Origin of the sequence: Streptomyces sp. NPDC018019 (genome assembly GCF_044327805.1) — a bacterium.
In the GTDB taxonomy this organism is placed as follows: domain Bacteria; phylum Actinomycetota; class Actinomycetes; order Streptomycetales; family Streptomycetaceae; genus Streptomyces.
In genome coordinates, this window is the sequence record NZ_JBIRGD010000031.1 from 46566 (window position 1) to 71335 (window position 24770).

General features: G+C 71.6%; 22 protein-coding genes. 16 read left to right on the forward strand and 6 right to left on the reverse strand.

Annotation, left to right across the window (positions count from 1 at the left end; all coding sequences use genetic code 11):
• Genes ACH4FX_RS35720 through hypE form a run of 9 tightly spaced genes read left to right on the forward strand, consistent with a single transcriptional unit; the run spans position 1 to position 6331 of the window.
• Complete coding sequence (locus tag ACH4FX_RS35720) at positions 1-540, forward strand: NifU family protein (protein WP_398485627.1); 540 nt, start codon at positions 1-3, stop codon at positions 538-540.
• The gene (locus tag ACH4FX_RS35725; protein WP_398485628.1) at positions 537-1181 is read left to right on the forward strand and encodes a DUF5947 family protein; all 645 of its coding nucleotides are present in this window, start codon (positions 537-539) and stop codon (positions 1179-1181) included. Before ACH4FX_RS35720 ends, ACH4FX_RS35725 begins: the two co-directional genes overlap by 4 nt.
• On the forward strand, positions 1174-1848 hold the full coding sequence (locus ACH4FX_RS35730) for a DUF6084 family protein (RefSeq protein WP_398485629.1): 675 nt from the start codon (positions 1174-1176) through the stop codon (positions 1846-1848). The genes ACH4FX_RS35725 and ACH4FX_RS35730 overlap by 8 nt, the downstream gene beginning before the upstream one ends.
• Entirely contained in the window at positions 1845-3071 is a 1227-nt protein-coding gene (locus ACH4FX_RS35735; RefSeq protein ID WP_398485630.1) for a hypothetical protein, read from the forward strand. Before ACH4FX_RS35730 ends, ACH4FX_RS35735 begins: the two co-directional genes overlap by 4 nt.
• Positions 3072-3076: 5 nt before the next feature.
• Positions 3077-3598 carry a hydrogenase maturation protease gene (locus ACH4FX_RS35740; protein ID WP_398485673.1) on the forward strand — a complete coding sequence of 174 codons (522 nt, stop codon included), beginning with the start codon at positions 3077-3079 and terminating at the stop codon, positions 3596-3598.
• A complete protein-coding gene (locus ACH4FX_RS35745) occupies positions 3591-3878 on the forward strand; it encodes a hydrogenase maturation nickel metallochaperone HypA (RefSeq protein ID WP_398485631.1) in 288 nt (95 codons plus the stop codon). Before ACH4FX_RS35740 ends, ACH4FX_RS35745 begins: the two co-directional genes overlap by 8 nt.
• Positions 3856-4128, forward strand: a complete 273-nt coding sequence (locus ACH4FX_RS35750; RefSeq protein ID WP_398485632.1) for a HypC/HybG/HupF family hydrogenase formation chaperone — start codon at positions 3856-3858, stop codon at positions 4126-4128. The genes ACH4FX_RS35745 and ACH4FX_RS35750 overlap by 23 nt, the downstream gene beginning before the upstream one ends.
• Entirely contained in the window at positions 4128-5255 is a 1128-nt protein-coding gene (gene hypD, locus ACH4FX_RS35755; RefSeq protein ID WP_398485633.1) for a hydrogenase formation protein HypD, read from the forward strand. The genes ACH4FX_RS35750 and hypD overlap by 1 nt, the downstream gene beginning before the upstream one ends.
• Positions 5252-6331 carry a hydrogenase expression/formation protein HypE gene (hypE, locus tag ACH4FX_RS35760; protein ID WP_398485634.1) on the forward strand — a complete coding sequence of 360 codons (1080 nt, stop codon included), beginning with the start codon at positions 5252-5254 and terminating at the stop codon, positions 6329-6331. The genes hypD and hypE overlap by 4 nt, the downstream gene beginning before the upstream one ends.
• A 214-nt stretch (positions 6332-6545) precedes the next feature.
• Here hypE and ACH4FX_RS35765 read toward each other — a convergent pair whose 3' ends face one another.
• Both ACH4FX_RS35765 and hypF read right to left on the reverse strand, forming a co-directional pair.
• A complete protein-coding gene (locus ACH4FX_RS35765; RefSeq protein WP_398485635.1) occupies positions 6546-7169 on the reverse strand; it encodes a hypothetical protein in 624 nt (207 codons plus the stop codon).
• Positions 7170-7223: 54 nt separating this feature from the next.
• Positions 7224-9587, reverse strand: a complete 2364-nt coding sequence (gene hypF / locus ACH4FX_RS35770) for a carbamoyltransferase HypF (protein WP_398485636.1) — start codon at positions 9585-9587, stop codon at positions 7224-7226.
• Positions 9588-9790: 203 nt separating this feature from the next.
• Between hypF and ACH4FX_RS35775 the strand changes: the two genes are divergently transcribed.
• From ACH4FX_RS35775 to ACH4FX_RS35785, 3 genes are all read left to right on the forward strand, one after another.
• Positions 9791-10483 carry a TNT domain-containing protein gene (locus ACH4FX_RS35775; RefSeq protein ID WP_398485637.1) on the forward strand — a complete coding sequence of 231 codons (693 nt, stop codon included), beginning with the start codon at positions 9791-9793 and terminating at the stop codon, positions 10481-10483.
• A 10-nt stretch (positions 10484-10493) separates the two neighbouring features.
• Positions 10494-10745 (forward strand): hypothetical protein, encoded by a 252-nt coding sequence (locus ACH4FX_RS35780; RefSeq protein ID WP_398485638.1) that lies wholly within the window; start codon positions 10494-10496, stop codon positions 10743-10745.
• Positions 10746-10935: 190 nt separating this feature from the next.
• A complete protein-coding gene (locus ACH4FX_RS35785) occupies positions 10936-11268 on the forward strand; it encodes a hypothetical protein (RefSeq protein ID WP_398485639.1) in 333 nt (110 codons plus the stop codon).
• 93 nt (positions 11269-11361) lie between these two features.
• Here ACH4FX_RS35785 and ACH4FX_RS35790 read toward each other — a convergent pair whose 3' ends face one another.
• The 3 genes from ACH4FX_RS35790 to ACH4FX_RS35800 form a co-directional block, all read right to left on the reverse strand.
• Complete coding sequence (locus ACH4FX_RS35790; RefSeq protein ID WP_398485640.1) at positions 11362-12591, reverse strand: cytochrome P450; 1230 nt, start codon at positions 12589-12591, stop codon at positions 11362-11364.
• 435 nt (positions 12592-13026) lie between these two features.
• Positions 13027-13779 (reverse strand): alpha/beta fold hydrolase, encoded by a 753-nt coding sequence (locus ACH4FX_RS35795; RefSeq protein ID WP_398485641.1) that lies wholly within the window; start codon positions 13777-13779, stop codon positions 13027-13029.
• A gap of 214 nt (positions 13780-13993) precedes the next feature.
• Positions 13994-14932 (reverse strand): LysR family transcriptional regulator, encoded by a 939-nt coding sequence (locus tag ACH4FX_RS35800; RefSeq protein ID WP_398485642.1) that lies wholly within the window; start codon positions 14930-14932, stop codon positions 13994-13996.
• Between the two features lie 241 nt (positions 14933-15173).
• Here ACH4FX_RS35800 and dnaE point away from each other — a divergent pair, with 241 nt between their 5' ends.
• Both dnaE and ACH4FX_RS35810 read left to right on the forward strand, forming a co-directional pair.
• Entirely contained in the window at positions 15174-18770 is a 3597-nt protein-coding gene (gene dnaE / locus ACH4FX_RS35805) for a DNA polymerase III subunit alpha (RefSeq protein ID WP_398485643.1), read from the forward strand.
• A gap of 204 nt (positions 18771-18974) precedes the next feature.
• Positions 18975-19883, forward strand: a complete 909-nt coding sequence (locus ACH4FX_RS35810; RefSeq protein WP_398485674.1) for a glycoside hydrolase family 19 protein — start codon at positions 18975-18977, stop codon at positions 19881-19883.
• A 111-nt stretch (positions 19884-19994) separates the two neighbouring features.
• On the opposite strand, the gene ACH4FX_RS35815 is transcribed toward ACH4FX_RS35810, so the two are convergent.
• The gene (locus ACH4FX_RS35815) at positions 19995-20894 is read right to left on the reverse strand and encodes an aminoglycoside phosphotransferase family protein (protein WP_398485644.1); all 900 of its coding nucleotides are present in this window, start codon (positions 20892-20894) and stop codon (positions 19995-19997) included.
• Positions 20895-21121: 227 nt separating this feature from the next.
• Between ACH4FX_RS35815 and ACH4FX_RS35820 the strand changes: the two genes are divergently transcribed.
• On the forward strand, positions 21122-23332 hold the full coding sequence (locus ACH4FX_RS35820; protein WP_398485645.1) for an ATP-binding protein: 2211 nt from the start codon (positions 21122-21124) through the stop codon (positions 23330-23332).
• Positions 23333-23801: 469 nt separating this feature from the next.
• Positions 23802-24767 carry a 2,3-diaminopropionate biosynthesis protein SbnA gene (sbnA, locus tag ACH4FX_RS35825; protein WP_398485646.1) on the forward strand — a complete coding sequence of 322 codons (966 nt, stop codon included), beginning with the start codon at positions 23802-23804 and terminating at the stop codon, positions 24765-24767.
• Positions 24768-24770: the final 3 nt, after the last annotated feature.

The following is a 24770-nucleotide window of genomic DNA, read 5'->3' on the forward strand; positions in this document are numbered from 1 at the left end:
ATGGACGAACTACGGCAGGCCGAGGCGCGGGTGGCGGAGCTGGTCGACCGGCTGGCCGCCGCACCGCGGATCGGCGAGCAGGTGGAGGAGCTGGTCCGGCTGCTGATGCGGCTGTACGGCGACGGACTGGCCCGGATCACCGAGCTGCTGCCCGTCGAGCAGGTGGCGAAGCTGGCCGCCGACGACCTGGTGGGCAGTCTGCTGATCCTGCACGACCTGCACCCGCGCAGCACCGCGGACCGGGTGGCCGAGGCGCTGGGCCGGGTGCGCCCCTTCCTCGGGGAGCGGGACGGCGAGGTCGAACTGCTCGGCATCGACGACACCGGCCTGGCCCGCCTCCGGCTGCGCGGTGCCCGTGGCGGTTGCGCCGCCACGGCCGCCGCCGTGCAGCACGCCGTCGAGCGGGCCGTCCGGTCGGTGGCTCCGGAGGTCACCGGCGTACGGGTGGAGACGGCGGCGCCCGCGCAGCCGCTGCTCCAGATCGGGTCGGGGCCGCCGGCGCAGGGCCCCTGGCCCGCCGGCCGCGAGGTGCGGGCGTGACGACCGGTCACGGCCTGCGCCGTTTCCGCGAGCCCGCCGGTCCACCGCCCGGGCCGCGCTGCGAACTGTGCTCCGGCCCCCGCGGCGCGGGCCGTCACGGGCACGTGGTGGATCTCGACGACCGCGGGCTGCTGTGCGTCTGCCGGGCATGCGGGCTGCTGCTCACCCATCACGGGACGGCGCAGGGGCGTTATCGCGGGGTGCCGGAGCGCTACCGCCATGTGCGCCACTTCGCGCTCGGCGCGGGTCAGTGGGAAGAGTTGCAACTGCCGGTCGGCATGGTCTTCTGCTTCCGCAACTCCCGCCTGGGCCGGTACGTGGTGTTCTATCCAAGTCCCGGCGGTGCCACGGAGTCACTGCTGCCGGACGCGGCCTGGGAGCGGGTGATGGCCGTCAACCCGGGCGTGTCCGACCTGGCCGACGATGTGGAGGCGCTGCTGTTGCGCCGCGTCGGCGAGCAGGTCGAGTGCCATCTCGTCCCCATCGACACCTGTTACGACCTGGTCGGGCGGATGCGGCTGCACTGGCGGGGCTTCGACGGCGGGGAGCGGGTGCGCGGCGAACTGGACGCGTTCTTCGCGGAGCTGCGGGGCCGCTCGGCGGAGCCCGGGTCCGCCTCGGAAGGGGACGCCCATGGGTGACTTCGCCTTCACCTGTACCGAGGTCCGCCCGGAGCCGTACGCGGCGGCGCCGACCCTGGTCTTCCGGGTGCGGATCGAGGAACGGAGCGGTCTGGATGTACGGGCCGTCGCGCTCCGCTGCCAGCTGCGCATCCAGCCGCAGCGGCGCGCGTACAGTCCGTTCGAACAGGCCCGCCTGGCCGCTCTGTTCGGGGCGCCGGGCCGCTGGTCCACCACGCAGCAGCCGTTGCAGCTGGCGACCGTGACGGTGATGGTGCCCGGCTTCCGCGGCGTCACGGAGACCGACGTCCCGGTGCCCTGCTCGTACGACCTGGAGGTGGCGGGCGGGCAGTACTTCCACGCGCTGGAGGGTGGCGAGGTGCCGGTGCTGATGCTGTTCAGCGGGACGGTCTTCACCGCGGCGGGGGTCGGGATGGTGCCGTGGGAGCAGGAGTGCACGGCGGAGCTGCCGGCGGCCGTGTGGCGTGAGCTGATGGACCTGTACTTCCCGGACAGCGGCTGGCTGCGGCTGCGCCGCGACACGCTGGACGCGCTCCAGGACTTCAAGCACGAGCGGCAGCTGACCACCTGGGAGGAGACGGTCGGGGCGCTCCTCGGACTGGCGGGGAGAGGGCCGGTGGACGGGGACGGGGCGCGGGAGCGGTGCGGCGGCGGTGACGTGCGGTGAGCGCCGGGGCGACCGGCGGGCAGCCCGCTGGGTTCGAACGGGCCCGGGCGGTGGCGGACGCCGTGCTCTTCGAGGGCTACATCCTGTACCCGTACCGGGCGTCCGCGCCCAAGAACCGGCTGCGCTGGCAGTTCGGCGTGCTGGCGCCCCCGGGGGCGGACGCGTCCGAGACGTCGTACGCGCAGGCCGACTGCCTCGTCGATCCGGGCCGCAGCCGCGGGACGGCGCTCACCGTGCGGCTCAGGTTCCTCCAGGTGCAGCGGCGGTTCTCGCGCGGTCCGGGTGATCCGCCGTGGGACGAGGGCGTGGTACGCGAGATCGACGCCCACGCGGATCTGGTGCCGGGGGCGGTCGTGACCCGCCCCTTCGAGGTCGCCGGCGGCGCGGAGGAGGGCCGCAGGCGCTGGCCGTTGCGCGGTGAGCTGCGGATCGCCACGGAGGCGGTGCCCGGCCCGTACGGCCTGCTGAAGGTCCGGGTGCGTGCGGAGAACCGTACGGAGCGGGCGGCGGAGGACGTGCCGGACGGCGGCGACACCCGCGCGGAGATGCTGTGCGGCGCGCTCATCGGCACGCACACCCTGCTCGCGGTGACCGGCGGCCGGTTCCTGTCCCCCACCGATCCGCCGCGGTGGGCCGCCGGTGCCGCCGCCGGGTGCGAGAGCCGGCACACCTGGCCCGCGCTCATCGACGACCGCACCCTGCTCTGCGCGCCGATCATCCTCGGTGACCACCCGCGCATCGCCGAGGAGAGCCCGGCCGACTTCCACGACGGCACGGAGATCGACGAACTGCTGACGCTGCGCACGATGACCCTGACGGACGAGGAGAAGCGCCAGGCCAGGGCCACCGACGCGCGGGCGGCGGCCATCATCGAGCACGCGGACACCATCGCGCCGGACGCGCTGGAGCGGCTGCACGGCGCGGTCCGCCGGCGGCGGGACGAGCCGGACGCCGCACCAGGCCGGGACGGCGACCGCGTGCAGGTCCTCGGCGGCTGGGCCGCCCGGGGATCGCGTGTACGGCTGCGTCCTGGCGGCGGCCGGCGGACCGATGCGCAGGACATGTTCCTGCACGGCCGTACGGCGCGGGTGTCGGCGGTCCTCCAGGACATCGACGGCGGGACCCACCTGGCGGTGACCCTCGACGACGATCTCGGCGCCGACCTGCACGAGGCGGTCGGCCGCTTTCGCTACTTCGCTCCCGATGAGGTGGAACTGCTGTGAAGGTGATGGTCGCGGGCGTGGGCAACGTCTTCCTCGGCGACGACGGGTTCGGGGTGGAGGTGGCCCAGCGGCTGGCCGCCGTACCGCTGCCCGAGGGCGCGCGGGCCGCCGACTTCGGCATCCGCGGGGTGCACCTCGCGTACGAGCTGATGAACGGGTACGAGGGCCTGGTCCTGATCGACGCGATGCGGCGCGGCGAGCCGCCGGGGACCCTGTACGTCCTCGAACCCGGCGCGGCAGGCGAGGAGTTGACCGCCCCGGGCGGCGATGCCGCGCCCGCCATGGACGCCCACGACATGGCGCCCGAAACCGTCCTGCGCGTACTCCGGCGGCTGGGTGTGCGGCTGCCGTGGGTGGCGGTGCTGGGCTGCGAACCGGCGTGCCTGGAGGAGGAGATGGGGCTGAGCCCGCCCGTCCTGGGCGCGGTGGACGAGGCCGTACGCCTCGTGACGGAACTGCTGGAACAGCGGATGGGCCGCGGCATCCCCGCCGCGGCGGAACAGGGAACGGACGGTAGTCATGCATGAGGTCGGGCTGTGCGAAGGCATCCTTCAGGCCGTGGAGAACCGCGCCCGGGGCCGCCGGGTCACCGGGGTGACGGTACGCATCGGTGAAGCGCACGCGGTGGTCGAACCGGCCCTCGCCCAGGGCTTCGAGCTGGTCGCGGCCGGCACCGTCGCCGAGGGCGCGGAGGTGGAGCTGATCACGGTGCCCGGGGACGAGTTCACCCTGGTGTCCCTCCGGGTCGCCGAGGAGGACCGCGCGGCGGGCCCGGGAGGTGACCGTGTGCCTCGGGATTCCCGGTGAGGTCGTCGGCATGGTGGACGGGCAGCCGGACCTGGCCCGGGTGGACGTCAGCGGCGTCCGCCGGGCCGTCAACATCGCCCTTCTGGAGGGTGAGCGGGTGGGGCCCGGCGACTGGGTCCTCATCCACGTCGGCTTCGCCATGTCCAAGATCGACGAAGCCGAGGCACGGGCCGCGCTGGAGTTCCTCGAAGGCATCGGCCAGGCGTACGACGACGAGATCGCCGCACTGCGGGAATCGGGGACCGACTGATGCGTTACGTCGACGAGTACCGCGACGCCCGTACGGCGCGGGCGCTCGCCACCGAGATCGCCGGGCTCTGCGAGCCGGGCCGCCGGTACACGTTCATGGAGGTGTGCGGCGGGCACACCCACACGATCTACAAACACGGCATCGAGGACCACCTGCCGGAGCAGGTCACCCTGGTGCACGGCCCCGGCTGCCCGGTCTGCGTGATTCCGATGGGCCGGGTCGACGACGCCCTGCACATCGCCCGGCAGCCGGACACGATCATGACGTCCTTCGGCGACATGATGCGGGTCCCGGGCGGCCGTGAGTCGTTCCTGGACGCCAAGGCGGCCGGTGCGGACATCCGGATGGTGTACTCCCCGCTCGACGCGCTGCGCATCGCCCGGCAGCACCCGGACCAGCGGGTCGTCTTCATGGCCATCGGCTTCGAGACGACCGCGCCGTCCACCGCGGTCACCCTGCTGCGCGCGGCGGCCGAGAAGCTGGACAACTTCTCGGTCTTCTGCAACCACGTCACGATCATTCCGGCGGTCAAGGCGATCCTGGACTCCCCCGACCTGCGCCTGGACGGCTTCCTGGGCCCGGGCCACGTCTCCACGGTGATCGGCTGCCGCCCGTACGGCTTCATCTCCGCGCAGTACGGCAAGCCCCTGGTCGTCGCCGGTTTCGAACCCCTCGACATCCTCCAGTCGGTCCACATGCTGCTGCGCCAGCTCACCGAGGGGCGCTGCGAGGTGGAGAACCAGTACGCCCGGGTCGTGCCCTGGGACGGCAACGCCCGGGCCCTGCGCGCGCTGTCCGAGGTGATGGAGCTGCGGCCGTACTTCGAGTGGCGCGGCCTCGGCTTCATCTCGCACTCGGCGCTGCGCCTGCGCGACGCGTTCGCCGCGTACGACGCGGAGCGGATCTTCGACCTTCCCGGGGTCCGGGTCGCCGACCCGAAGTCCTGCCAGTGCGGCGAAGTGCTCAAGGGCGTGCTCAAACCGTGGCAGTGCAAGGTCTTCGGCACGGCCTGCACGCCCGAGACACCGATCGGGACGTGCATGGTCTCCTCCGAGGGCGCGTGCGCCGCGTACTACAACTTCGGCCGGTTCAGCCGGTCCTCGGTACGGGAGGCGGCGCGGACATGAGCACCGAGCAGGAGGAGCAGGTGCTGCGGCGCATCGACCGGGCGCGGCGCCGCAAGGCCCGGGTGCGCGAGGAGCGGGTGACGCTCGCGCACGGCGCCGGCGGCAAAGCCACCCAGACGCTGGTCGAGGCGGTGTTCCTGGAAGCGTTCGACAATCCGCTGCTGGCGCGGCTGGAGGACCAGGCGGTGTTTCCGGCGGGCGGCGCCCGGCTGGCCCTGACCACCGACTCGTACGTGGTCGCGCCGCTGTTCTTCCCGGGCGGGGACATCGGCGACCTCGCGGTCAACGGCACCGTCAACGACCTGGCGACGGCCGGGGCCCGGCCGCTGTACCTGTCCGCCGGCTTCATCCTGGAGGAGGGCTTCCCCGTCGCCGACCTGGTGCGGATCGCCGGCTCGATGGCGCGGGCGGCCACCGCGGCGGGCGTGCAGATCGTCACCGGGGACACCAAGGTGGTGGAGCGCGGCAAGGCGGACGGGCTGTACGTCAACACCTCGGGCGTCGGCACGGTGGAGCACGGGTACGCCCTGGGCGCCGGGCAGGCCCGCCCCGGCGACGCGGTCCTGGTGTCCGGCCCGGTCGGCGACCACGGCACCACCATCATGCTGGCCCGCGGCGAACTCGGCATCGAGAGCGACCTGGTCTCGGACACGGCGCCGCTGGCGGCCCTGGTGGCGACGCTGCTGGCGGCCTGCGGTGACGGCGTACGGTGCCTGCGCGACGCCACCAGGGGCGGCCTGGCCACTGTCCTCAACGAGATCGCGCGGGCCTCGGACGTGGCGGTGGTCCTGGAGGAGGCCGCCGTCCCGGTACGCGACGAGGTGCGGGGCGCGGCGGAGCTGCTGGGCATCGACCCGCTCTACATCGCATGCGAAGGGCGCATGGCCGTGGTGGTGGACGGCGCGCACGCCGACGCGGCACTGGCGGCGCTGCGCGGGCATCCGCTCGGCCGGCACGCGGCGGTCGTGGGGCGGGTGGTGGCCGAACCGGCGTCCCTGGTCCTGGTGAACACGGAGTTCGGGGGGACGCGGATCGTGGACGTACTGATCGGCGATCCGTTGCCGCGGATCTGCTGAGGCAGGTCCAGTGGAGCGGAGCGGCTGGAGCGCATCTGTCGGGGCGGGCCCGCTGGGGCGGGCCTGCTGGGGCGGCGCGTTCGGCCAACCTTCGCCGACTTCGGCAAGTCGGCGTTTTCGCTCGGCTGTTCGCGGTTAAGTTGTGTCGTGGGCCCGATGCCGCATCCCCCCGTGTGCGGCATCGGGCCCACCAGGCTCCGGCAGCCGTCCGCCGTCAGTCGCAGGCGACCCCGTGCAGAGCGGGCCGGACCGGGTCGGTCACCCTGCCGCTGACCACCAGGCTGCCGCCGCCGACACCCCATCTCAGCCGGTAGAGCCCTTCGGCGATGGGGCGGAGGCCGTCGTCGGCGGTCCAGGAACTCTCACGCCGGCCGATGCCGCTGCCGCCCACCGCGTACACCTCGCCCCCGCCCGCCATCAGGAACGACGTCTCGCGCGTGACGGCCCGGCAGCCTCCCGGTCCGTGCGGTTCCAGCACGCGGTACTCCGCGCCCCCGAGCACATCGCCCACCGCGCCGAGCGCGCTCCCCAGCCCGGCCGCGCCGCCCAGGAGCGCGAGGACCAGGCAGGCTGGAACGCTGCGCCTCTTGGCGGCCTCCCCACCCGCCACACGGCGCCGCACGGCCCGGACGCCCACGATCACCAACAAGACCAGAAGCAGCGCCGAGCCGACCAGCCACCCGGGAACCACCTGGCCCGCGACGACCAGCACCAGACCGCTCCAACCGGCCACGGCGGAGAGCAGCAGACAGGCGCTGACCATGACGGTGTACGGGGACGGCTTGCCCAGCCCTGCCGTTGTGCCCCACCCCGCCGATCGACGCTGTTCGTCTTCCATCGGGGCATGCTATGTGTCCCGCTCCCCCCCCCCGGGTCCGAAGGGGCCTGGCCGTCACGGCGTGCCCGGGGACGACGCCTCGGGGCCCTCCCCCGCCGCGTCCCGCGCTGCCGCGACCGCGGCCTGGCCGAGGCTGATGCCGCCGTCATTGGGTGGTACGCGCCGGTGGGTGAGGACGTGGAAGCCGTCGCGTTCCAGGGCGGGCACGGTGCGTTCGAGGAGGAAACCGTTCTGGAAGACACCGCCGGACAGCGCGACCGTGGTCAGGCCGGTGCTCCGGCGCAGCGCCCGGCAGGAGTCGAAGATCAGCCGGGCGACGCTGTTGTGGAACCGCGCCGCGACGGCCCCGGTGGCGGTGCCGGCCCGTACCTCCTCGGCCACCGCCCGGACGAGGTCGGCGGCCCGCACCCGTCCCCCGTCGGTACGGACGGCGTAGGTGCCGTGGACCGCGGGATCGGCGTGACGTTCCAGTTCGGCCGCCGCCTGGCCCTCGTAGTGCACGGTGTCGCGGATCGACAGGATCGCCGCCACGGCGTCGAAGAGGCGCCCCGCGCTGGAGGTGGGCGGAGCGCCGAGACCGGACCGGGCCAGGCGGCGGACCGCGTCCCAGCGGTCGCGGTGACGGTGCCGTACGGCCAGGTCGGCGCCGTACGCGTCGTCGCCCTCCGCACAGGCGTCCAGGTAGGCGACGGCCATCCGCCACGGCTCCCGTACGGCTGCCGCGCCGCCCGGGAGCGGTACGGGTTCCAGGTGGCCGGCACGGCGGAATCCGCGCAGGTCGGCGACGAGGAACTCGCCGCCCCACAGCGTGCCGTCGGTGCCGAGGCCGAGCCCGTCGAAGGCCACCCCGATGACCGGTCCGCACGCCGCGTTGTCGGCCAGGCACGCGGCGATGTGCGCATGGTGGTGCTGGACCCCGACGAGATCCGCCCCGGTGGTGTCGGCGAGGTCGTGCGCGTACTGGGTGGAGAGGTAGTCGGGGTGCAGGTCGTGCGCGATGACCGCGGGCTCGACGGCATGGACGCGGGCGAAGCGGCCGATGCCCGTGGTGTAGGCGTCCAGGGTGGCGGCGTTGGCCAGGTCGCCGATGTGCGGGGAGACGAAGGCGTGGCGGTCGCGGGCCAGGCAGAAGGTGTTCTTGAGCTGGGCGCCGCAGGCCAGGAGCGGGCGGGGCGCGGGGACGGGGAGCGGCAGGGGCTGCGGCGCGTAGCCGCGCGCCCGTCGTACCGGCACCGTGCGGCCCGCGTACACCCGGATGACCGAGTCGTCGGCACGGGCGTGGATCGGCCGGTCGTGGGTGAGGAAGGCGTCGGCGATGCCGCCGAGCCGTGCGAAGGCGTCCGCGTCCCGGTGGGCGATGGGTTCGTCGGAGACGTTGCCGCTGGTCAGTACGTACGGTCCGGCCAGCTCGTCGGCGAGCAGCCGGTGCACCGGCGTGTACGGGAGGACCAGGCCGAGGTCGCGGCAGCCCGGCGCCACCGCGTCGGCGAGTTGGGTGCCGCGGCGGCGCGGCGCCAGTACGACGGGACGGTGCGGGCCGGTGAGCAGGGACCTGGTCGCGGCGCCGAGTTCGCACAGGTCTGCCGCCGTCGCCAGGTCGGGTGCCAGCACCGCGAACGGCTTGTCCGCGCGGTGCTTACGGGCGCGCAGGGCGCGGACCGCGTGCTCGTGGCCGGCCGCCACCGCGAGGTGGTAGCCGCCGAGCCCTTTGACGGCGAGGATCCGCCCGTCGCGCAGCAGCCCGGCAGCCGCCGTCAGCGGCTCCCCGGGAAGGGGCGTGCCGCCCGGGTCCACCAGCCGAAGCCGGGGCCCGCAGGCCGGGCAGCACACCGGCTGCGCGTGGAAGCGCCGGTCGGCCGGGTCCGCGTACTCGGCCGCGCAGTCGGCACACATCGGGAAGCCGGCCATCGTCGTACGGGCCCGGTCGTACGGCAGGTCCCGGATGATGGTGTACCGCGGGCCGCAGTTGGTGCAGTTGATGAACGGATAGCGGTGCCGCCGGTCGGCCGGGTCGAGGAGTTCGCGGAGGCAGTCGTCGCAGGTGGCGATGTCGGGTGGGACGAGGGTGCGGTGTGGAGGCGGTCCGGGCGGGAGGCCGGGGGATCGGGGCGGCGCGGCGTCGGCCGCACGGCTGGCCTCGATGGTGAATCCCGCGGTGGTGTCTCCGGCGGGCGGGAGCGGCCGGGCCGTGATGCGCTCGATCACCGCCAGCGGCGGCGCCTGGCTCTCCAGCAGCCCCCGGAAGCGGGTCACGGCCTCGTCCGGCCCCTCCACCTCGATGTGCACCCCGGCGGGGTCGTTGGCGACCAGGCCGCTCAACGCCAGCCGTGACGCCGCCGCGTACACGAAGGGCCGGAAACCGACCCCCTGGACGATGCCCTCGACCCGGAATCCGACGCGTACCCGCTGGTTGTCCATCCTGGTGATTGTGGCGGGCGGGCGCCTGCGGGGCAGGGGCAATTCCCTTTCGGGGGACGGCTGGCGGGAGCCGGTGGTAGGTGCCGGGTGGGCCGGTGCGGGCCTGGCCGGAATGCGGTGCGGCCGTGGCGCTCCCGGCGGAGAAACGTTTAGCCTGCGCTCCGCCGTCCTGCTGGACCACCCACGTGCGAAGGGACTCCCGCGTGCACCGCATACGTACCGTACTCACCGCCCTCGGCCTCGCCGCCGGCCTGGCGACCGCCCCGGCCGCCTCCGCCGCGCCCCGGCCGGACCAGCGGCCCGCCGCCGCGACGGCCGCGACGGCGCGGCACGAGCCCTGCACCGGAACGTTCCACGGCGACGCGCGGCTCGGCCCGAAGTGGTTGCCGGAGAAGCAGCAGGCCCCGGTGGGCCCGCTGCTGAAGGGCTACAAGAGGACGGGGAAGCTGTCGCCGTCCGCGTTCCTGAAGAAGTACTGGCAGGGCCCGGCGGACTCCGGCGGCTGGAAGTACCCGCCCAACGACGGCTTCGGTGAGGTCAACGGCACGGTGGACAAGGAGCCCACGAAGCTGCGCCCCGGCCAGCGGCTGGACCGCTTCGGTTCCGAGTTCGGCGGGTTCCTGGCACCCGCCGGGGACGCGTACGCCGAGCGGTCCCTGCCCCCGCAGAACCTCAACACCCGCGAGGCGACCGCGCCCTGTGACTACCGCGTGTACAAGGTCGCCAAGCCGTTCTGGGTGTGGCAGGGCAGCATCGCGCCGTGGTTCGAGCAGCCCGGCGGCGGACAGCAGATCAAGCTGGACGCGGTGTTCCTGGACCCCGGCCAGGGACAGCGGCTCAACGTGAAATGGCTCCTGGAGCACGGCTATCTCACCGCCGTGGCCACCAGGCAGTAACGTCATCTCCATGGCCATGGACACCCCCACGGACCGCCGCGCCTTGCGGACCGCGCTGCGCGCCGCGGGGGTGGCCGACGGTCACTACCGCATCGACGGGGTCCACGAACCGGCTCCCACACCCCCGGACTTCCTGTTCCTGCGGCCGGCCCCGGACGGAACGTGGGAGACCGGCGCGTACGAACGCGGCACCCACCACGTCATCGCCCGCCACCCCACCGAAGCGGCAGCCTGCGCCCACCTGCTGCGGCTGCTCACCTGAGCATGCTGCCTACCTCCTTACGGCGGCCGCCCCTGTTCCCTCACCGCCGGCAACGCGCGCGGCCGTGGAGCCCGGCACCAGTGTTCGACACCTGACCGGGACGGGCGGAGCGGAGGCACGTTCGGGTTGAGTGCGGTTCCTGTGGCCGATGCTTCCCGTACGAGAGACAGAGCCGAACCGAGGAGAGCGCATGAACCGCCCCCGAATCCGTCACCTTGCGTCCCTTGCCCTGGCCACCGCCCTGATGTCCGCCGCGGGCCCCGGGACCGCACTGGCGGGCCCGGGGCCTGCACCGCGTGCCACGACGGTGACCACACACCAGGCCGCGCTCGAATTCACCAACGACGGCATCTTCGAGGGAACCGTCACCTGTCCGAACCGGCGCGCCCATGCCACCGGAGGCGGGTACGCCCTCAGGGAGGACGGCCATGCCTTCGAGTCACGGCCGGACGGCAACCGCAGCTGGCACGTCAAAGCGACGGCGTCCGGCATTGTCTACGTCCGCTGCCTGCTGATCACCTGACCGCACCACCACGGAGTCGGAGCCCGCACGCCGGAATGTGCGGCGGCGGGGACTCCGGCGAGCGGGCGGTGCCTTGGTCCGCGTCCGGCCAGGTCACCACTCCACGGGCAGGGTGAGGGGCGACTTGGCGGGGGAATCATCGTCCCAGCGCACCTGGGCGCGGTCGGTGAGCCGCAACCGGGGGAACCGGTCCAGCAGCGCCTCCAGGCCGATTTCCAGCTCCGCGCGCGCCAGGTGCGCGCCGAAGCAGTTGTGGGTGCCCCGCCCGAAGGCCAGGTGCGGGTTCTTCTCGCGGCCCAGATCCAGTTCGGCGGCGTCGGGGAACACCGTCTCGTCGAGATTGGCTGAGGCGATGACGGGGATGACCGCTTCCCCGGCCCGGATGGTCTCGCCGTGCAGCGGGATGTCCTCGGTGGCCACCAGGACCACCGGGCCGTTCATCACGGGCAGGAAGCGCAGCAGTTCCTCGACCGCGCCGGGCAGCAGGCTCCGGTCGGCGCGCAGCGCGGCGAGCCGGTCCGGGCGCATCAGCAGCTGGTGGATCGCGTTGGCCAGGAACATCGTGCTGGTCCGGTAACCGGCCACCAGGACGGACAGCCCAAACGCGATCACTTCGTCCGTGCTCAGCTCACCGGCGTCACGGCGGCGTACGAGGTCGGTGAGCAGGTCCTCGCCCGGCGTGCGGTGTTTGTGCTCGATCAGCTCGGTGATGTACTCGCGCAGCCACCGTGCCACCTCGTGGCGTTCGTCCTGCGTGGTCAGGGCTCCCAACGCGGCGTCCGCGGGGCCCAGGAAGGTGTGCCGGTCCTCGTACGGGAGGCCGGCCAGCTCGCACACCACCAGCAGCGGGAACGGCTCCGCGAAGCCGGCCACCAGGTCGCCGGGCCGGCCGCCGCGTTCGAACTCGTCGAGGAGCCGGTCGGCCTGGTGCCTGATGACCGGTCGGCGGGCGCGGACCGCGCGGAGACTGAAGGCGTCGGCGACCGCCGCGCGCAGCGCCTGGTGGGGAGGCCCGTCGAGTTCCATCATGGTGATCAACTGAGCGTCCCGCGTCCGGTCCGTGCCATCGGCGTCGGCGGGCCAGCCGTCCACCGGGGGACGGATCAGCCGGTCGTCGGCCAACAGGTCCCGTACGTCGGCATAGCGGGTGACGAACCAGCCGGGGGCATCCACCGGAAGCCGTACCCGCGCCGCCGGGCACTCGGCGCGCAGACGCCGGTACTCCGCCGGCGGCCCGACGGAACCAGGTGGCGGCAGCGGCAAGTCGCGCACCGCCTCCCGTATTCGGCCGTCGGCAAGACCACGGTCGTCTCCCGACCCCATCCGATCCCCTCCTTGCACCTGCGTGACTCTGTCACCGTCGCAGTGCCCAGAGCCGTAGAAACGAAACGGCGTGGCCGGCAACGTATCTCACTCACCGTCAGCTTTCCGCCCCGGGACCGCGGCGCTTGCGCGCTGTACCACCGGCCCGGGCGCAGGCCCCCCTCCGGGCTGTGTCGGGCTACTCCTCGGTCTTGGTCCAAGGGCCTCCCTCCGCCCCAGTAGGGAAGATCATGGTTCTTCCTTGCCCACCGCGTGCCGACTGCGTGCCGGTAGGAGTACGTCACATCCGGAGGTTCCAGCAGATTTTCGGCCGCGACTGGCGAGCCGTCGGCATCGTCCTTCCACCGGGAAGGGGAACTTCCCGGGCCCGCATTCCTACGGTGAGCACCGCAAGCGAGTTCCTGTCGAGCTTCCATGGGTTCTCGATGCCCAAGCTCACGGCAGAGTCTTGATCCACTCCGTGATGACGTCCGCGTACTGCTGCGCCATCGGTTCGTGCATGGTGTGCGGGGCATCGAGTGGCGTGAAGGTCACCGGCCGGCCGGTGGATTCCAGCAGCCGACGGGCCTGCGCTGCCTGGATGTCGGTCATCGCGCCCATGAGCTGACCGGTGTCGGGGTCGGTCATGTGGAAGTGATGGGTGAGCAGGGTCGGCACCTTGACCTGGGCGAGCAGGGTGGCGTGGTCGCAGCCGGCGTTCGCGGTGCCGGTGACCCATGCCTGGGCCCATTCGGGGTCGTACTCCTTGAGGTGCTGCACCGGGGTGGGGGAGGCGCCGGCGCCGGGGTTCCCCTCGCCCATCATGAAGCCGATCCCCGGGTGCAGGAACGCCGGAAGTTCGCGGGGAGCGGCATCGACCATGCCGGTCCAGTCGCCGATGGACCACTGGGGGCCGAGCCACTTGGCCCACAACGCGAAGATCGGACCGAGGTTCTGCATCATGCCGGGGCCGTACGGCGGGGCGGCCTGGGAGGAAAACAGCGGCGGGTCCTCCAGGATCGCGCCGCGCACCAGGCCGGGCTTGGCGTACGCGGCCACGTAGGCGGTGATGATGCCGCCGGAGGAGTTACCGGCCACGATCGTGGGGCGCTGGATGACCAGATCGATGAACCGCTCGACATCGGCTCCCCAGGTATTCAGGTTGTAGCGGCCCGGTGTCCAGGTGGAGCGGCCACTACCTGCCGTCATCCTTGCGACGGGGAGCCCGAACGGCGACCCGGCGCCGACCGTAGAACGCACTGCGGACAGTTACGGTCCTCGATCCCTCGTCCGGCACGCCACGGTGAAGGTGATGGGGCAGACCCTCGCACGTCGCCCCTGACGAAAGCGCCCCGGCCCCGGAACTTCCCATCGCCCTCGACATGCCCGGCAAGATCGCCGACTTTCCCGAGGCCGGTCCTCGCTACTGAACGCACCCGACCCACTCCGGCATCCAGATCCCGCTGTCGGGGCGGCCGGGGTAGCTGGACGTGAGGTGGTTGCGCAGTGCGGTGAGGGCGGGGTGGGGGTTGTCGGTGCGCCAGATCAGGGAGTGCGGGTAGACGGGGGTCGGGTCGTGCAGGGGGATGCGCCGCAAATCGTGGCCGGCGGGCCAGACCAGCGGGGTCTGTTCGCTGACGAAGGTCGCCAGCGTCGAGGAGCCCGCGATCGTGTCGAGGAGGTGCTCGATACCGAAGTTGGGGCCGGTCGATTCGATGGTGATGTCGAAGGTGGCGGCGAGTTCGTCGTAGTAGGCGGCCCACTCGGTGCCGGGCAGGTTGCCGGGCATCCAGATCCGGCGCCCGGCGAGCTGGGCGGGTGCGACCGCGCGGGCGGTGGCGAACTCGTGAGCCGGTCCGGTGAACAGGTACAGCGGTTCGTCGAAGACCGGAGTGGCCTCGATGCCGTCGGGGAGCCGCCGGCCCGGCATGGTCACCGCGCGGAAGGTCGCGTCGATCGTCCCGGACCGGACGGCGGCGATGGCCGTGTCGAAGTCGAACAGGGTCACCACATCAAGATCGGTCTCGGGGTACGCACGGTGGAAGCCGCGCAGCAGACCCGCGAGTGAGACCCGGCGGCCGATCACGTCGACGCGCAGCGCCCGGCGCCCGGGCCGCACGGAGGCGGCCGCCCGTTCCTCGGCCTGGAGGAGCGCCCGGGCGTACGGCAGGAAGGCCTGCCCGTCGATGGTCAGCCGGGCCCCACGGGCCGTACGGCTGAACAGCTGCACCCCGAGGTCCTTCTCCAGCACGGCGATGCGCTTGGACACGGCCTGCGGAGTGATCGACAAGCTGATGGCGGCTTCCTGGAACTGTCCCGCGTCCACGGCGGTGACGAAGGTGCGCACGGCGTTGAGGTCCACGCCGACCATCTTAGGCGGACAACCACTGGTTGAGTCCGACCAGGGAAATGGTTGTTTGATTCCGCGATATCGCGCTCGCTTGGATGGCACCGGTCAACGTGTGGTTTGGCAAGCGCCACGGCAACGGCGTGCTGTCCGGCAGCCCGCCGGCTGCCGCGGCCGGTGCGGCCGGCCACCGACACGATCACCGTCGTGCCCCCGGCCGGAAGGGGGCTCCCTACTCGACCTGAAGGCGACCCACGTGCCGGATTCCTTCGTACACCTGCACAATCACACCGAATACTCGATGCTGGACGGCGCGCAGAAGCTGGAGCCGATGTTCCGCGAGGTGGCCCGGCTGGGGATGCCGGCGATCGCCATGAGTGATCACGGCAACATGTTCGGCGCCTACGAGTTCGCGCAAGTCGCGAAGGGCTTCGAGGGCATCAGGCCGATCATCGGCATCGAGGCGTACCTGGCCCCTTCCTCCCGGATCGCCCGGAAACAGGAGTTCTGGGGGCCGGGAGGCCGTCGCGCCACGGGGCCGGACGGCGAGGGGTCGAAGGACGTCTCCGGTGGCGGCCGCTTCACCCACCTGACCATGTGGGCGTACAACGCCCAGGGCCTGCGGAATCTGTTCCGGCTCAGTACGCAGGCCAGTTACGAGGGGCAGTTCCCGGCGGGCAAACCGCGTATGGACCGGGAGCTGATCGCGGAACGGCCCGACGGCATCATCGCCACCACCGGCTGCCCCTCCGGCGAGATCCAGACCCGGCTGCGGCTGGACCAGTACGCCGAGGCGAGGGCCGCCGCCGCGGCCTACCAGGAGATCTTCGGCCGCGAGAACTACTTCCTGGAGCTGATGGACCACGGCCTGGACATCGAGCGTGCGGTCCGGGAGGACCTGCTGCGCCTGGCCGCGGAACTGGACATCCCCCTCCTGGCCACCAATGACGCGCACTACAGCACCGAGGACCAGGCCGATGCCCACGACAGCCTGCTGTGCATCGGCGTCGGCAAGGACAAGGACGACCCGAACCGCTTCCGTTTCAACGGCTCCGGCTACTACCTCAAGAGCGCCGCCGAGATGCGCGGCCTGTTCTCGGAGCTTCCGGAAGCCTGCGACAACACCCTGCTGATCGCCGAGCGCATCGGGTCCTACGACGAGGTCTTCGACCACGTCGACGAGATGCCGCGGTTCCCGGACGTGCCCGAAGGCGAGACGCAGGAGTCGTGGCTGCGCAGAGAGGTCCTCAAGGGGCTGGCGATGCGCTACGGGGACCCGGTCCCCCGGCACATCGTGGACCGCTTCGAGACCGAGATGTCCGTCATCGGTCCCATGGGCTTCAGCTCCTACTTCCTCGTCGTGGCGGACATCTGCCGCCACGCCCGGGAGAACCGCATCCCGCTCGGCCCGGGGCGGGGCTCGGCCACCGGCTCCATCGTCGCCTACGCCACCCGTATCACCGAGCTGTGCCCCCTGGAGCACGGCCTGCTGTTCGAACGGTTCCTCAACCCCGAGCGCATCAACCCGCCGGACGTGGACCTCGACTTCGACGACCGGCAGCGCGACCGGATGGTCCGCTACGTCACCGAGAAGTACGGCGAGGAGTACACCGCCATGGTGAACACGTTCGGGAGGATCAAGGCCAAGAACGCGATCAAGGACTCCTCGCGCATCCTCGGCTACCCCTACGCCCACGGCGAGCGGATCACCAAGGCGCTCCCGCCGGACCAGAACGGCAGGTCCGCCCCGCTGGCCGCCGTCTTCGACCCTGCCCACGAGCGGTACGCGGAAGCCGGCGAGATCCGGCGGATGTACGACGGGGAGCCGGACGTGCGGCGGGTCGTGGACACCGCCCGCGGTGTGGAGGGGCTCACCCGCGGCACCGGCGTGCACGCGGCGGCGGTGATCCTCTCCAAGACGAAGCTGACCGACCGCATCCCGCTGCACATGCGTGCCGCGGACGGTGTCAAGATCACCGGCTTCGACTACCCGTCCTGCGAAGCCATGGGCCTGGTCAAGATGGACTTCCTGGGGCTGCGGAACCTGGGGGTCATCGACCAGGCGATCGAGAACGTCCGCGAGAACCGGGGTATCGGCCTGGCCACCGTGGCCCCTCTGGACGGCGACCCGGCCACCGTCGTGATCCCGCTGGACGACGCCAGAACGTACCGGCTGCTGGCCGAGGGCAACACGTTCGGCGTCTTCCAGCTCGACGGCGGCGGCATGCGCGTCCTGCTGCGGCAGATGGAACCCACCCGGTTCGAGGACATCGCCGCGGTCAACGCCCTCTACCGGCCCGGTCCCATGGCGGCCAACGCGCACACCAACTACGCGCACCGCAAGACCGGCCGCCAGGAGATCACCCCGATCCACCCGGAACTGCGCGACGCCTTGGAGCCGATCCTCGGCACCACCTTCCACCTGCTCGTCTACCAGGAGCAGATCATGGCCATCGCCCGGGAACTGGCCGGATACACCCTCGGCGGCGCCGATCTGCTGCGCCGTGCGATGGGCAAGAAGAAACCGGAGGTACTGGCCGCGGAGTGGAACAAGTTCCACGACGGCATGCGGGGAAATGGCTTCAGCGAGGAAGCCGTCAAGGCTTTGTGGGACGTCATGCTCCCGTTCTCCGGCTACGCGTTCAACAAGTCCCACACCGCCGGCTACGGCCTCGTCTCGTACTGGACCGCCTATCTCAAGGCCAACTACCCGGCCGAGTACATGGCCGCCCTGCTCACCTCGGTCGGCGATGACAAGGACAAGGCCGCGGTCTACCTCGCCGACGCCCGCAAGAACGGCGTCCGGGTCCTCCAGCCCGATGTGAACGAATCCGTCGCCGAATTCACCGCCGTCGGTGACGACGTACGGTTCGGGCTGCGATCCGTACGCAACGTCGGCGACAACGTCATCGACGCCATCGTCGACGCGCGCCGCCGGAAAGGGAAATTCACTTCCTTCTCCGATTTCCTCGGCAAGGCCGACCTGCCCGCACTGAACAAGCGGGCCGTGGAGTCCCTGATCAAGGCCGGCACGTTCGACTCCCTGGGGCACACCCGGAAGGGCCTCACCGCCGTCCACGAGGACGCCATCGACGCGATCACCCCGGTGAAGAAGGCGGCAAGCTTTGGACAAGAGGACCTCTTCGCCGACCTGGGCGGATCAGAAAGCAGCGCGCCGGCCTTCGGCCTCGACTTCCCCATCGGCGAGGCCGAGTGGCCCCGCGGACAACTCCTCGCGACCGAACGCGACATGCTCGGGCTCTATGTCTCCGCCCACCCGCTGGACGGCGCCGAACACGTCCTCTCCAGGGCGCGGGACTGCTCCATCGCCGAATTGCTCGCCTCCGGCCGCACCACCGGGGACGTACAGCTCTCCGGTCTGATCACCGGCATCCAGCTCAAGACGACCAAACAGGGCAATCCCTGGGCCATCGTGAACCTCGCGGACCGCGATGCCGCCGTCGAAGTCCTTTTCTTTCCCGCCGCTTACCGGCTCGTGCAGCCCGCTCTGGCCGAGGACAACGTCATCTCCGTCACAGGCAGGATCGAGGACCGGGACGGAACCGTGAACATCTTCGGCCGGGAACTCACGGTACTGGACGTGTCCTCCGCCGAGCACGGCGGAAAACCTCCCGTACTGCTCGCCCTCCCCGCCCACCGCATCACCGAACAGGCCGTCAGGGAACTCAAACGCATTCTCGCGGACCACCCGGGCGACAGCCCGGTCCGCCTCAGCGTCCGCGGCACACACAAGACAACCGTGTACGCCCTGCACGCCACGGTGAACGCCGCCACCATCGCATCCGATGTGAAAGGCGCGTTCGGAGCCGACGCGTGGAGGGGCCTCGCATGACGCGCGGCCGGGCCCGGAGACAGGTCGTCCCACCATCAACCACGTGTCCGAACATCATCTTGACTGGTTCATACCAAAACGGTTGAGTACCTGCACCTGTTGATTGCGCCCGCGAAGCGGAGCGTGATCCTCGTTGCTCGTCGCGCGCCGGACCGTCCGTCGCCGATCTCACGCGGCCCTGCCGCACTGAGGAGTGATCAGGTGTTGCTCAAGAAGCGTCTAGCCGCCGTCCTGTCGGCCGCCGCCTGCGCCGCCGGCCTCATGGCCACCGCTCCGCAGGCCTCCGCGGCGCCCTCCCCCGGTACCGCGGCGCCCGCCGCCGCCTGCAACTTCACCGTCTGGACGGCCGGGAAGCCGTACGTCACCGGCGACATCGTCAAGTACACGGACGGCATGTACTACCGGGCCAAGCACGACAACCCCGGCTACGACCCGGTCATCAGCACCTGGTTCTGGGAGCCGTACAACTGCGGCGGCGGAACCAACCCGTCCGGCGACTTCGTGGTGAGCGAGGCGCAGTTCAACCAAATGTTCCCGAACAGAAATCGCTTCTACACGTACAACGGCCTGAAGGCGGCCCTGAGCGCATACCCCGGCTTCGCCAAGACCGGAAACGACACCATCAAGAAGCGTGAGGCCGCCGCCTTCCTCGCCAACGTCGGTCACGAGACGGGCGGCTTGGTCCACATCGTGGAGCAGAACACGGCGAACTATCCGCATTACTGTGACTGGAACCGGCCGTACGGTTGTCCCGCCGGACAGGCGGCCTACTACGGGCGCGGGCCGATCCAGCTGAGCTGGAACTACAACTACAAGGCGGCGGGTGACGCGCTCGGCATCGACCTGCTGCACAACCCCAGCCTGGTGCAGAACGACGCGGCCGTGGCCTGGAAGACAGGGCTGTGGTACTGGATGTCCCAGCGCGGGCCCGGCACGATGACGCCGCACGACGCGATCGTCAACGACCGCGGTTTCGGCGAGACGATCCGCAGCATCAACGGCTCCATGGAGTGCAACGGCGGCAACCCCGGCCAGGTGCAGAGCCGTATCGACTCGTACAAAAAGTTCACCCAGATCCTGGGCACGAGCACCGGCGGCAACCTGAGCTGCTGACCTGGTCCCGCCTCTGCCGGGTGCCACTTCTGCCGAGCTTCCGCCTCGTCCGTCCCGCCCTGGCCGGACGGACGAGGTGCGGCGCGGCGAGCGCGCTTCGGGGCCGGGATCTCAGTCCTCCTCGACCACCGCCCGGATCACGTGCCGCGCGTTCCGCGCCATCGCCGGGTTCGTGTTCCGGTAGTACGGCAGCGCGATGAGGGCCTGCGAGAGCGTACGGCCCCGGCCGCGGGCCCACGTCGCGTCGTCCACACCGAGCGACTCCCGGAAGGTCTTCCGTGCGTCGGCCGGCAGCAGGTTCCACGCGGGGAACAGATCGCAGGCCGGATCGCCCACCCCCGTACACCCGAAGTCGATCACCGAGGTCAGCCTCCCGCCGTCCACCAGCAGGTTGCCCGGCATGAGATCGGCGTGCAGCCACACCGGCGGCCCGTCCCAGGCCGGGGCCCGCAGCGCGTCCTCCCACACGGCGGTCACGGCAGCGCAGTCGATGCCTTCCTGCGGGATTTGGCGCAGTTCCTCGATGGCCGCCCGGGTCGGCGCGTCGAGCGAGGCGACCGGCCCGCCGCGGTGGGCCGCCGGCGCCCCCGGCAGATCGATGTTCCGCAGCGCCGTCACCAGTCCGGCCAGGTCCCCGGCGAGGAGTACGGGATCGCTCAGCGCCCCCGCCTCCGGGTTCTCCCCCGCGAGCCACCGGTACACGGACCACGGCCACGGATATCCCTCGGCGGGCTCCCCGGCCCCGAGCACCTCGGGGACGGGCACCGGCAGCCAGGGCGCCAGGCGGGGCAGCCATTCCCGTTCCAGCAGGACGTCCGCGGCGCCGCCCCGCACCAGCGGCAGCCGTACGACCATCTCGTCACCCAGCCGGTACATGGCGTTGACCGTGCCCCCGGACGGGAAGCGCCGCACCGGCAGCCCCGCCCACCGGGGGAACTGCCCGGCGACCAGCCGCCGTACGAGGTCGTCGTCGATGGGGTGCAGGCCGGGATGCATCTGCCCTGTGCTCATGGGGCGCCATCCGACCGCCGAGCACCGCCTGGCGTCAACGGCTTTTCCGCCGCGAAAGTGCTGCTCCGTCGCCCGAAGAGGGCAAGCCGGGCCTGGTGCCGTTGCCCGTGCCGCCGAAGTGATCTTCACTCGCACGGGTACAGATGTGCCTCCTCCGCATATGCGGAACCGCGCCGTCGGGACACTGGGAGCGCCGACCGCCGTGACGGGAGGTGGAGGTGGTGACGGTGGAGCGTACATCGGAGGACCAGGGCCGGGGCCCGCGGGAGGCGGGAGTGCGCAACGAGGTGTCCGCGCCGGTCGAGGGCACCGTCGTACAGGCCGGCGTCGTCCACGGCGGCGTGCATCTGCACACCGCGCGCGAGCGGACCGTCGTACCCCAGCAGCTCCCGGCCGCGCCGAGCCGCTTCACCGGCCGGGCCGGCGAACTGGCCGCCCTGACCGCCGCGCTGGACGATGCGGTGGAGTCCGGCACGACCGTGATGATCTCCGCGCTCGGGGGCGCCGGGGGAATCGGCAAGACCTGGCTCGCCCTGTACTGGTCCCATCGGCATGCCGACCGGTTCCCCGACGGACAGTTGTTCGTGGATCTGAGGGGCTTCACCCCGCTCGGCGAGCCGATGCCGACGGCGGAAGCGGTACGCGGCTTCCTGAACGCCCTCGGGGTGGACCCGGCCGAGGTGCCGGCCGACCTGGACGCCCAGGTGGGGCTCTACCGCAGTCTGGTCGCCGGCCGGCGGATGCTGATCGTGCTGGACAACGCCCGCGACACCGCGCAGGTGGCCCCGCTGCTGCCGGGCGGTCCGGCCTGTACGGTGCTGGTCACCAGCCGCCGCCACCTGGCCGGGCTGGTCACCGCCCACGGTGCCCGCTCCCTGGACCTGGACGTCCTGTCCGAGGACGAGGCCCGCCGCTTGCTGGTCGACCACCTGGGGGCCGAGCGGGTCGACGCCGAGCCCGCGGCGGTGCGGGAATTCCTGGCGTGCTGCGCGGGGCTGCCACTGGCGCTGAGCATCGTGGCCGCCCGCGCCACCGCCCACCCCGGCTTCCCGTTGAGCGTGCTCGCCGAGGAACTGCGCGACCACACCACCCGGCTCGACGAGCTGGACGCCGGTGAGATCCCGCTGAACCTGCGGGCCGCGTTCTCGTCCTCGTACCACGCCCTGTCCCCCGAGGCGGCCGTGCTGCTCGGGCTGCTGGGCCTGGCTCCGGGGCCGGACATCAGTCTGGCCGCCGCCGCGTCCCTGGCCGGACTGCCGAAGGCCCGGGCCCGCGTGCTGCTGCGGGAACTGGAGACCGCCCACCTGGTGTCCCAGCCGGCCCCCGGCCGCTACCGGCTCCACGACCTGATCCGCCTCTACGCCTGCGACCAGGCCCGCCACCACCAGGCAGGGGACAGTCTCGACCGCGCGTTGCGACGGCTGGTCGACTTCTACCTGCACACGGCCTACGCCGGGGACCAGGTGCTCGACCCGCACCGCGAGTCGGTCCGGCTCGACCCGCCCGCGGCGGGCTGCCTGCCCCACCCGCTGCGCGACGAGGCCGGGGCGCTGGCGTGGCTGGACGCCGAGCATGCCGGTGTGCTGGCCGCCCAGCGGCTGGCCGTGGAGCGGCAGTGGCACACGCTGGTGTGGCAACTGGCGCCGGCGCTGCACACGTACCACTGGCGGCGGGGTCTCCTGCCCGACCAAGTGGCGGTCGCCCGGGCGGGGCTGGACGCCACCCGGCATGTGGGCGACCCGACCGCCCAGGCCCCTGCACACCGGCTCCTCGCCGAAGCCTGCGCCTTGGTGGGCCGGCACGCGGAAGCGCTGGAGCATCTCCACCAGGCCCTCGCCCTGGCCGAGAGCGCCGACGACCTGCCGAGCCAGGCCCACACCCACCGTGTCCTCGCCTGGGCCTGGGGCCAGCGGGGTGAGGTCCGGCCCGCGCTGGACCACGCCACCCGGTCCCTGGCGCTGTTCCAGGCCGTCGGCGACGAGGAGTGGGAAGCCCGTGGGCTCAACCAGTCGGCCTGGTATTCGGCGCAGTTGGGCCATTTCGAGCAGGCCGCGGCGTACGGCGACAAGGCGCTGCTGCTGCACCGCCGCCACCGGAACCGCAACGGCGAGGCGCTTTCGCTGAGCGTCCACGCCTACCTGGGACTGTGCACCGGCCGGTATGCCGAGGTGCTGGAGCACGGACGGCCCGCCCTGGCGCTTTTCCGCGATACCGGCAACACCTACTACGAGGCCGTGCTCCTCGAAGGCATCGGCCAGGCCCACGCCGCGCTGGGCCGGCCCGCCGAGGCCCGGGAAGCCTGGCAGCAGGCACTGGAGCTGTACCGGGCCCAGCGCCGTACGGACGAGGCGGAACGTCTGCAACTCCAGCTCGCCGGGCCCTCCGAGGGGGAGCCCGGGGACGCTCCGACGGACACAGATCTCCCGCGGAACAACTGAGTCCGGCACCGAATCGTCAACAATGCGCAAAAAGCGGGGCGTGAGCGGACGGCGCCCCACAGGCTCCACGAACCGCCCCGCCGCGCCGGGCACAGTGGCCGGAAAACCGTGCAATTTGCTGGGCTGTGCAGCACCTTCCGCGGACCGCGCCGTGCGGAAGCGGAGCCGCTCCCCCACGGCCGAACAGCCACTTCCGCCGCCGGACTTCACTTGAGTTGAGTTTTCAAACACCGTTATCGCTGGAAGGATCTTGCGGCAGCCGGTATCTTTCCGGCAAGACGTCGCCATCGCGGTTCTACGGGGGACAACGAGGCGGCCCACGGGGGAACGGAACGGGGGAACTTCCATCTCTTCTGCATGCCTTGATCACCACGTGTGACCTCGACATCGCATGCGCCTTCACCGGTCGGAGCCGGCCGCTGCGCATGCCCACATTCCATCACCTTGGATTCCAGTGATAGCAGAAGAAGTGTATGACCTGATCCTGGATGATCTCTTCATCCGGGCCGATCAACTGGTACCGGGAAGCTCCGTCTTCCTGAAAATCGAGGGCCTCAATCCGGCCGGCTCGGTCAAACTCAAGACGGCCGTGGCGCTGGTCGCCGAGGCGGAGAATACCGGCCGTCCCTTTCCCGCCACCCGGCTCATCGAGTCCACCTCCGGAAATCTCGGGGTGGCGCTCGCCATGGTGTGCGCGGCCAAGGGATACGCCCTGACGTGCGTGACCGATCCCAATGCCAACGCCCAGTCCGTGCGCCTCATGGAGGCACTCGGCGCCGAGGTCGTGGTGATCGACGTACGCGACGGCAACGGCGGCTATCTGCAGTCCCGCATCAACTACATCCGCACCCGCCTGCGCCGCGAGCGGAACACGTACTGGCTGAACCAGTACGCGAATCCGGCCGGACCGCGGGCGCACCGGGAGCGGACCGGGCGCGCGCTCGTCGAGGCGCTCGGCCCCATCGACTACGCGTTCATCGGCGCCGGGACGACCGGCACCCTCATGGGCTGTGCCGAGTACCTGCGCGAGCACAGCCCGGCGACCCGCGTCATCGCGGTCGACGCCCTCGGGTCCGTCACCTTCGGCGGCCCGGCGTCCCGGCGGCACATCCCGGGGCTGGGCACCAGCCGCCGGCCGGAGATCCTGGACGAGAAACACGTGGACGACGTGGTGCTCGTCCCGGAGGCCGACGCGGTGGACATGTGCCGCCGGTTCGCCGAGGAACGGGGGCTGCTGCTCGGCGGTTCCACCGGCACGGTACTGGCCGCGGTACGGAACGCGGCCCCGGACATCCCGGCGGGCAGTGTCGTGGCGGCACTCTCCCCCGACTTCGGGGAACGGTATCTGGAAACCATCTACGACGACGTATGGGTGGCCGAACGCTGGCCGCACCTCCTCGATCCGGAAACGGAAATGGACCAGGCACGCGCCTGAGAA

Coding starts and splice junctions, on each gene's coding strand:
- hypF (WP_398485636.1), bottom strand. CDS start 9,587: ATGGACAACCAGCGGGTACGCGTCGGATTCCGGGTCGAGGGCATCGTC.
- ACH4FX_RS35745 (WP_398485631.1), top strand. CDS start 3,591: ATGCATGAGGTCGGGCTGTGCGAAGGCATCCTTCAGGCCGTGGAGAAC.
- hypE (WP_398485634.1), top strand. CDS start 5,252: ATGAGCACCGAGCAGGAGGAGCAGGTGCTGCGGCGCATCGACCGGGCG.
- ACH4FX_RS35795 (WP_398485641.1), bottom strand. CDS start 13,779: ATGACGGCAGGTAGTGGCCGCTCCACCTGGACACCGGGCCGCTACAAC.
- ACH4FX_RS35730 (WP_398485629.1), top strand. CDS start 1,174: ATGGGTGACTTCGCCTTCACCTGTACCGAGGTCCGCCCGGAGCCGTAC.
- ACH4FX_RS35720 (WP_398485627.1), top strand. CDS start 1: ATGGACGAACTACGGCAGGCCGAGGCGCGGGTGGCGGAGCTGGTCGAC.
- hypD (WP_398485633.1), top strand. CDS start 4,128: ATGCGTTACGTCGACGAGTACCGCGACGCCCGTACGGCGCGGGCGCTC.
- ACH4FX_RS35740 (WP_398485673.1), top strand. CDS start 3,077: ATGGTCGCGGGCGTGGGCAACGTCTTCCTCGGCGACGACGGGTTCGGG.
- ACH4FX_RS35785 (WP_398485639.1), top strand. CDS start 10,936: ATGAACCGCCCCCGAATCCGTCACCTTGCGTCCCTTGCCCTGGCCACC.
- ACH4FX_RS35765 (WP_398485635.1), bottom strand. CDS start 7,169: ATGGAAGACGAACAGCGTCGATCGGCGGGGTGGGGCACAACGGCAGGG.
- ACH4FX_RS35780 (WP_398485638.1), top strand. CDS start 10,494: ATGGCCATGGACACCCCCACGGACCGCCGCGCCTTGCGGACCGCGCTG.
- ACH4FX_RS35790 (WP_398485640.1), bottom strand. CDS start 12,591: ATGGGGTCGGGAGACGACCGTGGTCTTGCCGACGGCCGAATACGGGAG.
- ACH4FX_RS35815 (WP_398485644.1), bottom strand. CDS start 20,894: ATGAGCACAGGGCAGATGCATCCCGGCCTGCACCCCATCGACGACGAC.